The organism is Arthrobacter sp. ov118, assembly GCF_900116495.1.
Lineage (GTDB): Bacteria > Actinomycetota > Actinomycetes > Actinomycetales > Micrococcaceae > Arthrobacter.
Genome location: NZ_FPAY01000012.1, coordinates 59,827 through 73,833, shown reverse-complemented (window position 1 = coordinate 73,833; position 14,007 = coordinate 59,827). Strand labels below are relative to the sequence as shown.

The window sequence follows — 14,007 nt, the reverse complement described above, 5'->3', positions numbered from 1 at the left end:
CACGTGCTCTTGCGCTGCTTCGGCCACGACACACTCCCTGGTTGGATCCGTAAAAAGTCAACCCCCATGTTACGGCCGAATAACAGGGTTGTCATTCGGGCGGGGCGCGGCCGAGCCGAAAAACGGCGCCGGCACGTACAGGACACGTCAGGGAAAACCTGCGGAAGAATGGGGCTTGTGTTTGATTCTCCTGCCCTTTTTGAGCTGGGTCCCGCGGGCGCCGGCCCGAGCTTCGCGAGCCTGGCCGGCCGACCCCTAGCCGAACTCGTCGCGCCGGACTGGGCCGAGGCACTGGCGCCGGTGGAGGCCCAGTTGCAGCACGTCTTGGGCTTCCTTGCCTGCGAGGAGGCCGGCGGGCAGGAGGTGCTGCCGCCGCCGTCGAACCTTCTGAGGGCCTTCCGGCAACCGCTGGCAGGCGTCCGCGTCCTCATCGTAGGCCAGGACCCCTACCCGACGCCGGGGCATGCAGTGGGCCTGTCCTTTGCCGTGGACGGCGCCACCCGGCCGATCCCCCGCAGCCTCGCGAACATCTACAAGGAACTGCAGACCGACCTGGGCATCCCGGCACGCGTCCACGGAGACCTGGGCCGCTGGGCCGAGCAAGGCGTGCTGTTGCTCAACAGGGTGATGAGCGTCAGGGCCGGCGCGGCGGGCTCGCACCGGAACAAAGGGTGGGAGGCCGTAACCGCGGCTGCAATCCGTGCCGTCGCACACCGGACGTCCGCCGGAGGCGCTGATCCAGTTCCCCTCGTAGCGATCCTGTGGGGGAAGGATGCCGAATCGGTCCGGCCGCTGCTGGGGTCCGCGGCCGTGGTTGCCAGCGCCCACCCCAGCCCGCTCTCGGCTTCACGCGGCTTTTTCGGGTCCAGGCCCTTCAGCCGCACCAACACCCTGCTGCAGGAACAGGGCGCCGCGGCGGTGGATTGGGAACTGCCGCCGCTGCCGTAACAAGCCTCCCGGCCGGAGTCCCCGGGAAAGGTTCTTCGTTAGGCTTAGCTGCATGACTTCCGCCCCCGCCGCCACCACCGCCAACCGGAACTCGCGCCCCCAGACTGACCTGACGGTGCTGCGCCGGGAACAACTCTCCCCGCACATGGTCCGGATCGTCGCCGGCGGCCCTGGTTTCGCCGCGTATGACAACAACGACTTCGTGGACCGGTACGTCAAGATCGTCTTTCCCCAGCCCGGCATCGATTACCCGGAACCGCTGGACCTGTGGGCCATCAGGGAATCCATGCCGCGCAGCCAATGGCCGTACACCCGGACCTACACGGTCCGCTGGGTGGATACGGCGGCCCAGGAGCTTGCCATCGACTTTGTTATCCACGGCGATGAGGGCCTTGCGGGCCCATGGGCAGCCTCGGCCAGCCCCGGCGACCGCCTTACGTTTACCGGCCCGGGTGGCGGCTACAACCCGGACCCGGACGCGGACTGGTACCTGTTTGCCGGTGATGAGTCAGCGCTGCCGGCCATCGGCGCCGCCATCGAGTCCCTGCCGGCGGACGCCCGCGGCCTCGCCCTGCTCGAGGTGGACAGCGCGGCCGACATCCAGCCCATCGCCGCGCCCGCCGGCGTCGAGCTTCGCTGGCTGCCGCGCGGCGGCATGCCCGCCGGAGACGGCGAGCTGCTGGTCAACGCAGTCCGCGACGCCGCGTGGCCCGAGGGTCGGGTGCACGTCTTTGCCCACGGCGAGCGGGGCTACATGAAGGGCCTGCGGGACGTCTTCTACGTGCAGCGGGGGCTGCAGCGTTCACAGGTATCCCTTTCCGGCTATTGGGCCAAGGGCCGCGTGGAGGACGACTTCCAGGCGGAGAAAAAGCTGCCCGTAGGGCAGATATAGCGTCAAGATCCAGCAGCATGGTCCAGCACGGCGAGGCCGCACGCACGCCGCGGCCTACCGCCGGCGGGCCCGCCTGCGCTCGTTGCTGGCGAGGCTTCGGGTCAGGGGCCGCGCGAGGGTGTCACCGAGCACGATGCCGGCCGCGACGCCGAGCACGATCGCCCCGGCGTTAAGCATCCCGCCGGCGCCAATGAGAATCTCGGTTTCCTCGATGGTCAATACATACATGGACCGGAATATGGCAAGACCAGGGAGCAGGATCAGGGACGCGGGGACAGCCACCACCAGCTGGGGAGCCCCCATCCGGAGGGCCACCACCCGGGCGAGAAGACCGATCACCACAGCGGCGAGCGCCGGCGCGAACCGGGATCCGAGGCCCAAGGCGTCGCACGCTATCAAGACCAGGTAGCCCACCACCCCGACGGCCGCCGTCGGAAGCAGCAGCTTCGAATCCGTCTGTTCGGTAATGCCGATCATGATCACGGCGATGGCGGTCAGGATGACCACAACCCATAAGTCATACGCCGGCGGGAATGTTTTGGTGACGTCGATCGGCTCCGAACCGGTCAGCTCCCCCACCACGAACCCGACAGCAATGCCGGCGACCACCGCCCCGAAGGTCAGCAGGGTGGACAGGAACCGGCCGGCCGCCGTGACAGGGAACCCGTTAATGGCGTCCTGTACCGAGGACACCAGGCGTCCGGTTGGCAGGAGCAGCAGGATGCCGCCGACCACCACAATCGCGGGGGCAATCTGCACCCCCAGTGGACTGCCGAAACGCCACAGCAGCAGGGCAATGATGGTCACCAGGAACGAACACGCTGCGGTGATGAAGAAGTCCGGGGTACGCCAGCGGCCCAGCTGGCGCGCCAGCAGGCTCACGAGCAGGTTGGACACGAAGGCGACCATGGAGGCGCCCAGCCCACCGCCCAGAACTCCGACGAAGACCGCGGCGAACACACCGAAGGCCACGGTGACCATCCAGCGCGGGAAGGGCTTGGCGCTTCGCGTGATGTCCTCGAGCCGGCGCACGGCTTCCTCCCGGCCTACGCCGCCGGCCACGATATCCGTGACCAGCTGGTGCACCTGGGCGAGGCCCGCGTAGTTGTTGGTCCAGGACCTCACAACGCGCAGCACGGTGATGGGTGTCTGGTCCTTCGGGGCATAGTTGATGGCCACCGACTGATTGGTGATGTCCACCTCGATGTTCTTGAGCCCGAACGCCGCGGTGATCGCGATGATGCTGGTCTCGACCTCAAGGGCGCCTGCCCCGTACCGGAACATGGATTCCGCAAGCTTCACGGCAAAGTCGATGGTCTTGCGGGCTGCGGCGTCCACCCCGCCAACCTGGATCATCGGGTTCGCATAGGGGCTGCCCACCAGCCGGTCCACGATGCTCAGCGGCGCCGTCGGCGGGTTTTCCCCCTGCACCAGGCGGCGGAGCATCCGCTTGGCGGCGGCGTTCTGGCGTACCTGCATCGGGGACATGGGTTCGGTCCGGGGCAGGCCGTCCGTGGGTGGCCTGCGGCGGCGGTCGGGTTCGGTGTTCATTCCGGCCTCACTGTCTTTGCCTGTCCTTTATCAGTCCTCGTCGCCGGATCAGTAGAACTGCTGGCCCGTGCGCCGGGTGTAGAGCTGGCGCGCCACGCGCTCCCCCGCCATCATCCAGGCCTTGTACTTCAACGGGCTCAGTATTTGGTCGTAGCAGCCGACGAAGTCGGTCACGGTCTTGCTGAAGCTCGTCTTGAACAGGCCCAGCCCGTGGAAGGGGTTGGAGGTGTCCTTGAGCTTGTCGCTCGGCGGCGTGCCGCAGAAGTCGTATTCGGTGCAGCCGAGGTCCTTGAGCTGGTTGATCGCCGTCCATTGCACCAGGTGCGAGTCGCCGTACTGGCCCCGCTTCTGCAGTGATCCGCCGTCCTTGTACGTTCCCTTGCGGCCGTAATTGATCACGAACGCTCCGACGGAGGGCACGCCGTCCTCATACACGAAGAGCAAACGGCCCTGGTCCCTCTTCAGGAAATTGGTCCAGAACTGGCGGTAGTACTCGTACTCGCGGACCCGGACCTGGGATTTAGCCTCCACCGTGGTGGTCATGAGGTCGTACATGGCCCGGAAGTTCTCTTCCGTGGGTTCGACGTTGTGGACCTCCACGCCCTCGCGGAGGGCGCGGCGCACGGCGTTGCGGCCGCGGGAGTGGAGGTTGCGCAACAGCTGGTTTTCCTCCGGCGCTATGTCCAGGAGCGCCGTGGAGTCGTTGGGCTGCAGGTTGTGGGTTTTGACCAGCCCGGCCCCTTCGAGGACGCGCCGGGCGTCGTCGGACAGCACGATGTCCGGTTCGATCTTGATGGCGAAGACGCCCAGCCTGGTTTTCCGGACGAAGTCGGCGTTGGCCGCGGTGATGCCGGGGATATCCTCCACCGACGCGACGTCGGGTCCCTTGATCAGGTACCAGAGCTTGCCCAGGACCGGGAAGGACTTTTCCAGGACCAGGTTGTAGCTCGAGTAATCGGCCGTCTCGTACACGAGGTGAAGCGGTTTCCAGCCAAAGTGCTGCTTGACCTCGGCGAAGGCTTCCGATTGCAGGAGATTGCCGCCATTGGGGTTCGCGGTGACGTGGGCATCCCAGTTGGCAATCTCTTCGGCAGAGGCAAAGCGGGCAGTGAATTCACGCAAGGGTGCGGCATCCAATCATTGCGGTACGAGCTTCGGCGGCATGCAGACATGCAGCCCCAAGTCTATCGGTCCGCACCCTGCCACCGGTCCGGCCCGGGCAGTTACGCTGGTCTCATGCAGGCTCAGCAACAACCGGTGGAACGCGGTGCCGGAGCGGGCCGCGGCCGCTCACCAGGCGCCGGCAGCGGCGCCCAGGCGATAGCACTGGTGCTGTTCCTCGCCGCGTCGGCGCTGGTCGCGGCTCTCGGCGGCCTGGCCACCGCCCGACACGTCAACGGCTGGTACACCACCGCGGACACGGCGCCGTGGTCCCCGCCCAACTGGGTCTTCGGCCCGGTCTGGACGTTCCTGTACACCGCCATGGCCGTCGCGGGGTGGCTGGTCTGGCGCAGTCACGCCGCAGGGTCCCGGGCGGCCCTCACCGCCTACTGCGTGCAGCTGGGACTGAACCTGCTCTGGACGCCGGTGTTCTTCGCCCTGTACCCGGCGCTGGGGACGCCGGCGCTGTGGATCGCCTTCGGCATCATCGTCGCGCTGGCCGTCGCGGTGGCCGTGACCGTGGTGCTCTTCGGGCCCATCAGCCGGACGGCAGGGCTGCTGATGCTGCCCTACCTGTCCTGGGTCGTGTTTGCGTCCTCACTGAATCTATGGGCCGCCCTGCACAACTAGCACCTGATAACTAAACGTCAGTCGCCGGTCAGGCCCCTAGCACTCCACCACGTTCACGGCGAGGCCGCCCATGGCGGTTTCCTTGTACTTCGAGCTCATGTCCCTGCCGGTCTCGCGCATGGTCACAATGACCTCGTCCAAGGACACCCGGTGCGAGCCGTCGCCCCACAGTGCCATCTTGGCGGCGTTGATGGCCTTCGCGGCGGCGATCGCGTTGCGTTCGATGCACGGGACCTGGACGAGCCCGCCGATCGGATCGCAGGTCAGGCCCAGGTTGTGTTCCATCGCGATTTCCGCGGCGTTCTCCACCTGGGCCGGCGTGCCGCCCATGACTTCGGCCAGGCCCGCGGCCGCCATTGACGACGCCGAACCCACCTCGCCCTGGCAGCCGACTTCTGCACCGGAGATCGAGGCCTGCTCCTTGTACAGCACCCCGATGGCGCCGGCGGTCAGCAGGAACTTGACCACAACGTCGTCGCGGTCGGCCTGGGTTGCCTTGTCCATGCCGGGGGCGAAGTGCAGGGCGTAGTACAGCACGGCGGGGATGATGCCGGCGGCACCGTTGGTAGGGGCGGTGACCACGCGGCCGCCCGAGGCATTTTCCTCGTTCACGGCGAGGGCGATCAGGTTGACCCATTCCTGCCAGTACTTCGGGTCGCGGTAGTCCGGACCGTGGTCACGGCCTTCCTTCAGCAGCCGCTCGTGCCAGTCGGGCGCGCGACGGCGGACCTTCAGCCCGCCGGGCAGCAGCCCCTCGCGCTTGAGGCTGACCTCGACGCAGCCTTCCATCACCGAGTAGATGTGCAGCAGGCCCTCCCGGATCTCCGCTTCCGTGCGGGAGGCGCGCTCGTTGACCATCATGATCTCGCCGATCGAGAGGCCCTTGGACTGGCAGCGGCCCAGCAGTTCAGCGGCGGTGCGGAAGGGCAGCGGGAGTTCCTTCTTTGACTCCTCGAGCTCCTGCTGCGCCGAGTCCTCCTCGCCCTCGCGGACAATGAAGCCGCCGCCGACGGAGAAGAATGTGGCGCTGTGCAGGGTTTCGCCTCCGGCGTCGGAGACCGTGAACGTCATCCCGTTGGTGTGCCGGGGCAGGATGGTCAATGGCCGCAGGACCATGTCCTTCACCCCGTACGGCAGGGGCACGGCTCCGGCCAGCTGCAGGGTGCCGGTTTCGGCGATCGCGGCCAGCCGGTCCTCCACTTCCGCCGGCAGGATCTGCTCGGGGTGGAAACCCTCGAGACCGAGCAGGATGGCCGTCATGGTGCCGTGGCCGTGGCCCGTGGCGGCGAGGGAGCCGTACAGGTCCACGCGCAGCGAGGCCACGTCGGCCAGGTGTCCGGAAGCTTTGAGTTCTTCCGCGAAGACGGCGGCGGCCCGCATCGGTCCAACCGTGTGCGAGCTGGACGGTCCTATTCCGATGGAAAAGAGGTCGAAGACTCCAACAGCCATTGTCGGTTCCTAACTAGGTCTTGCTGTGGTCCGGCAGAGGGTCTTGCCGGAAGGCGTGCGGCCGCCGGTAGGCGGCAGCTTTGCCCGATGGACGGCGCCGGGCGGCGGCTTGTGGCCGCGGCCCGCCCGGCGTCGTGATCGGTACTGCTGCTACTTCTGTAATACGTCCCTTAGGCGAGGTTATCAACCGAGGGGTAGAGCGGGTGGGCGGCGGCGAGGGCCTCCACCCGGGAGCGCAGACCGGACAGGTCAGCGCCGGCGTCGGCGGTCAAAGCCTCGGCGATGATCTCGGCAACCTCGGCGAAGGCCGCCTCGCCGAAGCCGCGGGTGGCCAGCGCCGGGGTGCCGATGCGCAGCCCGGAGGTGACCATCGGCGGACGCGGGTCGAAGGGGACGGCGTTGCGGTTGACGGTGATGTCGATCGCGGCGAGACGGTCCTCGGCCTCTTGCCCGTTGAGCTCGCAGTTGCGCAGGTCCACCAGGACCAGGTGCACGTCGGTGCCGCCGGAGATCACGGAGATCCCCTTCGCGGTGACGTCCGGCTGGACCAGGCGGTCAGCGAGGATCCGGGCGCCGGCCAGGACCCGTTCCTGGCGTTCCTTGAACTCTTCGGACGCTGCGATCTTGAAGGCCACGGCCTTGCCGGCGATGACGTGCTCCAGCGGCCCGCCCTGCTGGCCGGGGAAGACTGCGGAGTTGATCTTCTTGGCGATCTCGGCGTCGTTGCTCAGGATGATGCCGCCGCGCGGACCGGCGAGGGTCTTGTGCGTGGTGGAGGTGGTGACGTGGGCGTGCGGCACCGGAGACGGGTGCAGGCCGGCCGCCACCAGTCCGGCGAAGTGTGCCATGTCCACCATCAGGTAGGCGCCCACGGAATCGGCGATCCGGCGGAACTCGGCGAAGTCCAGCTGGCGGGCGTACGCGGACCAGCCGGCAACGATCAGCTGGGGCTTGTGCTCCTGGGCCAGGCGCTCCACCTCGGCCATGTCGATCCGGTGGTCGTCCTCGCGGACCTGGTACGGGATGACGTTGTAGAGCCGGCCGGAGAAGTTGATCTTCATGCCGTGCGTCAGGTGTCCGCCGTGGGCCAGGTTCAGGCCCATGATGGTGTCGCCCGGACGGATCAGGGCGTGCATCACGGAGGCGTTGGCCTGCGCGCCGGAGTGCGGCTGGACGTTCGCGTACCCGGCACCGAACAGGGCCTTGACCCGGTCGATCGCGAGCTGCTCGATCACGTCAACGTGCTCGCAGCCGCCGTAGTAGCGCTTGCCCGGGTAGCCCTCGGCGTACTTGTTGGTCAGCACCGAACCCTGCGCCTGCATCACAGCTTTGGCGGTGTGGTTCTCCGAGGCGATCATCTCCAGACCGTCACGCTGGCGGGACAGCTCCGCGTCGATCTTCGCGGCGATCTCCGGATCCAGCGCGGACAACTCCGCGTCCAGGCTCGGGGAAACTACCTGCTCAAAAGCCACTGTCTCCGTGCCTGCGGCACCCGCCGCGCTCACAGCTCGCCGCCGTTCTTGGAGGCGTACTCCTGGGCAGAGAGCAGCGGACCTTCCGATTCGGCGGCCACCTTGAAGAGCCAGCCGGCCCCGTACGGATCGCTGTTGATCAGCGCCGGATCGTCGACGACGGCGGGGTTGACTTCGGTGACCTCGCCCGTGACGGGGGCGTACAGGTCCGAGACGGACTTGGTCGACTCGACCTCGCCGCACGTCTGCCCCGCGGTCACCGCGGAGCCAACCTCAGGCAGGTCCACGTAGACGATGTCGCCCAGGGCGTCGGTGGCGACGGCGGAGATGCCGATGGAAACGACGTTCCCGGCCTCCTCCCGCGCAACCCACTCGTGCTCGTCGGAGTACTGCAGTTCAGGGGCAACTTTTGCCATGTGTTTTTCCTTTACGTTTGAAAAGTCGTGGGCTAAATCAATTGTCGCTGGGTAACTTACTGACCGTGGTCGGGTTACGCGGCCGGAAACCGAATTCCTCCGCGTGCTCGGTCGCGAAGGCGCCCGCTGGGCGGACGCGACGCTCCCTTAGACGCACGCTTCCGGAATTCGCTCCCCTGCCGCTATCAAAAAGATTCAGTTTTCGGGACCTACAGTTCTCCGGGAAGAAACTGCGGCTTTTGGTATCTTCTAAGGCCGGGCCGCGGGAGGCGGTTCATCCCCCGCACCTTTGGGCGTTCCAGGCGCCCCCAATGACGCTTGGAACGGGAGGTGAGTTCAACCTGGGGTGAGCTGCAGGGCCCCTTCGGGCCCGACATCCGGCAGCATGCGTCTAAGGGAGCGTCACGTCCGCTCAGCGGGCGTCTTTGCGACCGAGCATGCAGAGGATGTCGGGGCCGACGGGCGAACGCAACCACAGTCACGCAGCCCCCGGGACAGCTTCGGCTACTTTTGGCGCTTGTAGAACGGCAGTGCCACCACTTCGAAGGGCTCCGCCTTGCCGCGGAGGTCGATGTCCAGGGCGGTGCCGGGTTCGGTGAACTCGACGTCGACGTAGGCCATAGCCACGGGGTAGCCCAGGCTCGGGCTGGGCTGGCCGGAGGTCACTTCGCCGACTGTGTTGCCGTCCTTGAGGACCGGGTAGTGGCCGCGGCCGGCGCGGCGTCCGAGGCCCTTGAGGCCGACGAGCTTGCGGCCCGTGGTGGCCCCGGCGCCGGCTTCCTTCTTCGCCGCCAGGGCCGCCTTGCCGATGAAGTCGCCTTCCTTGGACAGCGCGACGACGGGGCCCAGGCCGGCGGCGAACGGGTCGCCGTCAAGGGAGAGTTCGTTGCCGTAGAGCGGCATGCCGGCCTCGAGCCGGAGCGAATCGCGGGAAGCGAGCCCCGCCGGGGTCAGCTGGCCGTCCTCGGCAACGGCGATCAGCGCCTGCCAGAGGGCGGCGGCGTCGTCGTTGCCCACGAAGATCTCGAAGCCGTCTTCACCGGTATAGCCGGTGCGGGCCAGCAGGAGGTCCTGGCTCGAGCCGCCCACGAGGAACGGGACCTCAACGGCTGCGTAGTACTTCAAGCCGGTGACGAGTTCGTGTTGCGCTGCCGGGACCAGGCGGAGCAGGATCGACTCGGCTTGGGGGCCCTGCACCGCGATGAGCGACGTTTCGGCAGAGGCGTCCTGGACCGTAACGTCGAAGCCGCCTTCCTGGGCAGAACCCGCGCGTTCGGCCAGGGCTGCGGTCACCACCTTGGCGTTGCCGGCGTTGGGGACCACCAGGAACTTGTCAGTGCCGTCTGCCCCCGCCGGCCGGCGGTAGGTGATGAGGTCGTCGATGATGCCGCCGTCCTCGTTGCAGATCAGCGAGTACTTGGCCTTGCCGACGGCCATCGCGGAGATCTTGCCCACCAGAGCGTAGTCGAGGAAGGCTGCGGCGTCCGGGCCGGTGACCCAGACTTCGCCCATGTGGGAGAGGTCGAACAGGCCCGCGGACTTGCGGACGGCGTGGTGTTCGGCGAGTTCGGAGCTGTACTTCAGCGGCATCTGCCAGCCGCCGAAGTCCGTGAAGGAGGCGCCGAGCTTCTTGTGCTCTTCGTAAAGTGCCGTGTAATTCTCAGTCATCGGGAATCCTTAGTTTTCGAAGTCTTCGAGCGGCGGGCAGGAGCAGATCAGGTTGCGGTCGCCGGCGGCGCCGTCGATCCGGCCGACCGGCGGGAAGTACTTGTCCTGCTTGAGCGTGTGGACCGGGAAGACGGCCTGCTCTCGCGGGTACTCGCGGGTCCAGTCGGTGCTGATCACGGCGGCGGCGGTGTGCGGGGCGTTGCGCAGCGGGCTGTCCTGCACGGTGAAGTCGCCGTTGGCCACCTGGTCAATCTCGGCCCGGATGGCGACCATGGCCGTGATGAAACGGTCGATCTCGCCCAGGTCCTCGGATTCGGTGGGCTCCACCATCAGGGTGCCGGCCACCGGGAACGCCAGCGTGGGGGCGTGGAAGCCGTAGTCGATCAGGCGCTTTGCCACGTCCTCGGCGGTCACGCCGGTCTTGGCCGTGAGTTCGCGCAGGTCCAGGATGCACTCGTGGGCCACGAGGCCGCCTTCGCCGGTGTAAAGCACCGGGAAGGAGTCGTTCAGGCGGGCCGCGACGTAGTTCGCCGCCAGGAGCGCCGACTTGGTGGCCTCGGTAAGGCCCTGGCCGCCCATGAGCTTGACGTAGGCCCAGGAGATCGGCAGGACGCCGGCCGAACCGTAGCGGGAAGCGGAGATCGGGGTGCCGTCGGCGCCGTTCGTCGGATCCGCGGCGTTGCCGGGCATGAACGGTGCCAAGTGCGCCTTGGCCGCAACCGGGCCGACGCCGGGTCCGCCGCCGCCGTGCGGGATGCAGAAGGTCTTGTGCAGGTTCAGGTGCGAGACGTCGCCTCCGAACAGGCCGGGCTGGGCCAGCCCGACGAGGGCGTTGAGGTTGGCGCCATCGATGTAGACCTGGCCGCCGGCGGCGTGGACCGCGTCGCAGACCTCGCGGACGTCGGCGTCGTAGACCCCGTGCGTGGACGGGTAGGTGATCATGATGCAGGACAGGGCGTCCTTGTTGGCCTCGATCTTGGCGGTGAGGTCCGTGTGGTCGATCGTGCCGTCGGAGGCGGTGGCCACGACGACGACCTTCATGCCGGCAAGCACGGCCGAGGCGGCGTTGGTGCCGTGCGCGGAGGCCGGGATGAGGCAGATGTTGCGCTGGGCGTCACCGCGGGAGAGGTGGTAGCCGCGGATGGCCAGCAGGCCGGCGAGCTCGCCCTGCGATCCGGCGTTGGGCTGGATGGAGACCTGGTCGTAGCCGGTGATCTCGGTCAGCTGGGCCTCGAGGTCCTCGATCAGTTCGCGCCAGCCGGCGGTCTGGGATTCGGGGGCGAAGGGGTGGATGGAGGCAAACTCCGGCCAGGAGATGGCTTCCATCTCGGCCGTGGCGTTCAGCTTCATGGTGCACGAGCCCAGCGGGATCATGGTGCGGTCCAAGGCAAGATCGCGGTCCGAAAGACGGCGGATGTAACGCAGCAGCTGAGTCTCGGAGCGGTGGGTGTTGAACACCGGGTGCTGGAGGTAGTCGGAGGTGCGCTCCACCGCGGCGTCCAGGCCGAAGTCTGAGGCCTCACCGGCGACGCCGGCGCCGAAGGCGGCAACGACGTCGGCGACAACGGCCGCCGTCGTGGCCTCATCGGCGGAGATCCCGACCATGTCGGCATCGATGGCGCGCAGGTTGATGCCCTTGGCGTCGGCGCCAGCGATGATCTCAGCTGCCCGGCCCGGCACGGAGACGGTGATGGTGTCGAAGAAGGAGGTGTGCAGCACGTCCAGGCCGGCGGCCTTCAGGGAGGCGGCGATGGTCTTCGCGTGGCCGTGGACGGTCTGGGCGATTGCCTTCAGCCCGTCGGGGCCGTGGTAGACGGCGTAGAACGAGGACACGATGGCCAGGAGGGCCTGCGCGGTGCAGATGTTGGACGTGGCCTTCTCGCGGCGGATGTGCTGCTCGCGGGTCTGCAGCGCCAGGCGGTAGGCGGGGACACCGGCGTTGTCTTTGGAGACACCCACGAGGCGGCCGGGCATGGAGCGCTCGAGCCCCTTTTGCACGGCCATGTAGGCGGCGTGCGGGCCACCGAAAAACAGCGGGACGCCGAAGCGCTGGGCGGAGCCGACGGCGATGTCTGCGCCCTGCTCGCCCGGGGGCGTGATGAGGGTCAGCGAGAGGAGGTCGGCGGCGACCGTGACGAGGGCGCCGCGTTCCTTGGCCTCGGCGATTACGGCGGTGTGGTCGAACACGCGGCCCGAGACGCCGGGCTGCTGCAGGACGACGCCGTTGATGGCGCCGTCGGGCAGGCCTTTGGAGAGGTCCGCGACCTCTACCTCGAAGCCGAGGGCTTCGGCGCGGCCCTTCACGATCGCGATGGTCTGGGGCAGGCAGTCGGCGTCGAGGACGGTCTTGCCGTCGCGGGCCGACTTGTCCTTGTTGGCGCGGCGCATCATGAGGACGGCCTCGGCGACCGCGGTGGCTTCGTCCAGCAGCGAGGCGTTGGCGATGGGCAGGCCGACCAGGTCCTGGACCATGGTCTGGAAGTTCAGCAGCGCCTCGAGCCGGCCCTGGGAGATTTCCGGCTGGTAGGGCGTGTACGCGGTGTACCAGGCCGGGGCTTCAAGGATGTTGCGGCGGATCACGGGCGGGGTGAGGGTGTCGTAGTAGCCCTGCCCGATCATCTGCACAGCCGTCTTGTTTTTGGCGGCCAGCTTGCGGAGTTCGGCGAGGACTTCCACCTCGCTCAGGGCCGCGGTGAGCGCAAGGTCGGAGTCCTGGCGGATGTCTTTGGGAACGGCCGTGTCCACCAGGGCGTCGACGGTGTCGTAGCCGACAGCCTTCAGCATGGCGTCGACGTCGGCCTGGCGCCGGGCGCCGATGTGCCGGTCAACGAAGGACGTGGAGGCTGGGGTAACAGTCACAAGGAACTCCATAACTCAGGCGGCGCAGGGTACGCCAGATTGATTAGGGTTCCTCCCCGCTCTGTATTGGACCTGAGAGTTTCCGCGTCGCCGTGGCTTCGCTTGCACCGTCGGTGAGCACAGCATGTCAGCGGACAGCCTGCTACTTTCCAGAGGTTCCTTGCCGCGGCGGTACGTGGGCCTGAGAGATTCCTGGGGAGGATTTGCTCCTACGGCGCCTGCTTGTACCTACTTGCAGGACTCTCCCGCCGCAGATCAAAGGCATATTCAGTTGCGGTGACTACAGTCACAGCTTCCATTGTCCTATGCCGGGCGTGCGTCCGCAAACCAGGGGCCGGGTGACCGGCAGGTTACGGGGGCGCCCGGGTCCGTCAGCCGCGAAGACGTTCGACGGCGGCCAGGAGGCCTTCGACGTCCGCCTCGATTTCCGCGGGCGGCCCGGCGGGGCCGCGGCCCAGCATGGCGTTGAAGTACAAGCCGTCCCCCATGTACAGGACGGCCTTCGCCATGGCGGGTCCGACGTCGTCCGCCAGCAGTTCCAGCCAGCTTGCCTGGCCTGCGGCGAACCGGCGCAGGGTTTCCTCGTGCGCCACCTCGGCGAGCCGGGTGGCCGCCACGAAAACCCGGTCCATGGGCGTGTCGGCCCACACCGAGGATTTGATGAAGTACGCGGCTGCGCCTTCCGGGGCGGCGGCCATCGCGGCAACATCGGCGGCCAGATGCCGGTCCAGCCGCTCCAGCAGGACGGTGATCATGGCCTCCTTGGTCGGGAAGTGGTAGAGCAGGCCGCCCTTGGAGACGCCGGCCCGCCGCGCGACGGCGTCCAGCGTAGCGGCACGCTCCCCCACTTCGATCAGCAGGGATTCGAAGGCATCGAGGACGGCCTCGCGGGCCACGGGTTTCCTGGGCATGCCTCCCATCATGCCTGTCCGGCGGCACGTTTCTTAACTGTACCGTCCAG

The 14,007-nt window shown here is 67.6% G+C and carries 11 protein-coding genes and 1 riboswitch; of the genes, 3 read left to right on the top strand and 8 right to left on the bottom strand.

Annotated elements, in window-relative coordinates; genetic code table 11:
• Positions 1-168 precede the first annotated feature (168 nt).
• Both BM372_RS18520 and BM372_RS18515 read left to right on the top strand, forming a co-directional pair.
• Positions 169-948, top strand: a complete 780-nt coding sequence (locus BM372_RS18520; RefSeq protein WP_090956917.1) for a uracil-DNA glycosylase — start codon at positions 169-171, stop codon at positions 946-948.
• Between the two features lie 52 nt (positions 949-1,000).
• Positions 1,001-1,840 carry a siderophore-interacting protein gene (locus BM372_RS18515; RefSeq protein ID WP_090956916.1) on the top strand — a complete coding sequence of 280 codons (840 nt, stop codon included), beginning with the start codon at positions 1,001-1,003 and terminating at the stop codon, positions 1,838-1,840.
• 54 nt (positions 1,841-1,894) lie between these two features.
• On the opposite strand, the gene BM372_RS18510 is transcribed toward BM372_RS18515, so the two are convergent.
• On the bottom strand, positions 1,895-3,391 hold the full coding sequence (locus BM372_RS18510) for a threonine/serine exporter family protein (RefSeq protein WP_090956915.1): 1,497 nt from the start codon (positions 3,389-3,391) through the stop codon (positions 1,895-1,897).
• 48 nt (positions 3,392-3,439) lie between these two features.
• Positions 3,440-4,513 (bottom strand): lipid II:glycine glycyltransferase FemX, encoded by a 1,074-nt coding sequence (locus BM372_RS18505; RefSeq protein ID WP_090956914.1) that lies wholly within the window; start codon positions 4,511-4,513, stop codon positions 3,440-3,442.
• Positions 4,514-4,627: 114 nt separating this feature from the next.
• Between BM372_RS18505 and BM372_RS18500 the strand changes: the two genes are divergently transcribed.
• Positions 4,628-5,182 carry a TspO/MBR family protein gene (locus tag BM372_RS18500; protein WP_090956913.1) on the top strand — a complete coding sequence of 185 codons (555 nt, stop codon included), beginning with the start codon at positions 4,628-4,630 and terminating at the stop codon, positions 5,180-5,182.
• Between the two features lie 36 nt (positions 5,183-5,218).
• Here the strand turns inward: BM372_RS18500 and BM372_RS18495 are convergent, their stop codons facing one another.
• The 6 genes from BM372_RS18495 to BM372_RS18470 all read right to left on the bottom strand — a co-directional run bounded on the left by BM372_RS18495 (position 5,219) and on the right by BM372_RS18470 (position 13,957).
• Positions 5,219-6,631, bottom strand: coding sequence for an L-serine ammonia-lyase (locus BM372_RS18495; RefSeq protein WP_090956912.1), 1,413 nt, complete (start codon positions 6,629-6,631; stop codon positions 5,219-5,221).
• Between the two features lie 170 nt (positions 6,632-6,801).
• Complete coding sequence (glyA, locus tag BM372_RS18490; protein ID WP_090956959.1) at positions 6,802-8,103, bottom strand: serine hydroxymethyltransferase; 1,302 nt, start codon at positions 8,101-8,103, stop codon at positions 6,802-6,804.
• Between the two features lie 29 nt (positions 8,104-8,132).
• Positions 8,133-8,519 (bottom strand): glycine cleavage system protein GcvH, encoded by a 387-nt coding sequence (gcvH, locus tag BM372_RS18485; protein ID WP_090956911.1) that lies wholly within the window; start codon positions 8,517-8,519, stop codon positions 8,133-8,135.
• Between the two features lie 504 nt (positions 8,520-9,023).
• Complete coding sequence (gcvT, locus tag BM372_RS18480; protein ID WP_090956910.1) at positions 9,024-10,187, bottom strand: glycine cleavage system aminomethyltransferase GcvT; 1,164 nt, start codon at positions 10,185-10,187, stop codon at positions 9,024-9,026.
• Positions 10,188-10,196: 9 nt separating this feature from the next.
• The gene (gene gcvP, locus BM372_RS18475; protein ID WP_177236071.1) at positions 10,197-13,058 is read right to left on the bottom strand and encodes an aminomethyl-transferring glycine dehydrogenase; all 2,862 of its coding nucleotides are present in this window, start codon (positions 13,056-13,058) and stop codon (positions 10,197-10,199) included.
• Between the two features lie 147 nt (positions 13,059-13,205).
• A riboswitch (glycine riboswitch) is annotated at positions 13,206-13,304 on the bottom strand.
• A 113-nt stretch (positions 13,305-13,417) separates the two neighbouring features.
• The gene (locus BM372_RS18470) at positions 13,418-13,957 is read right to left on the bottom strand and encodes a TetR/AcrR family transcriptional regulator (protein ID WP_090956957.1); all 540 of its coding nucleotides are present in this window, start codon (positions 13,955-13,957) and stop codon (positions 13,418-13,420) included.
• Between the last annotated feature and the right edge of the window lie 50 nt (positions 13,958-14,007).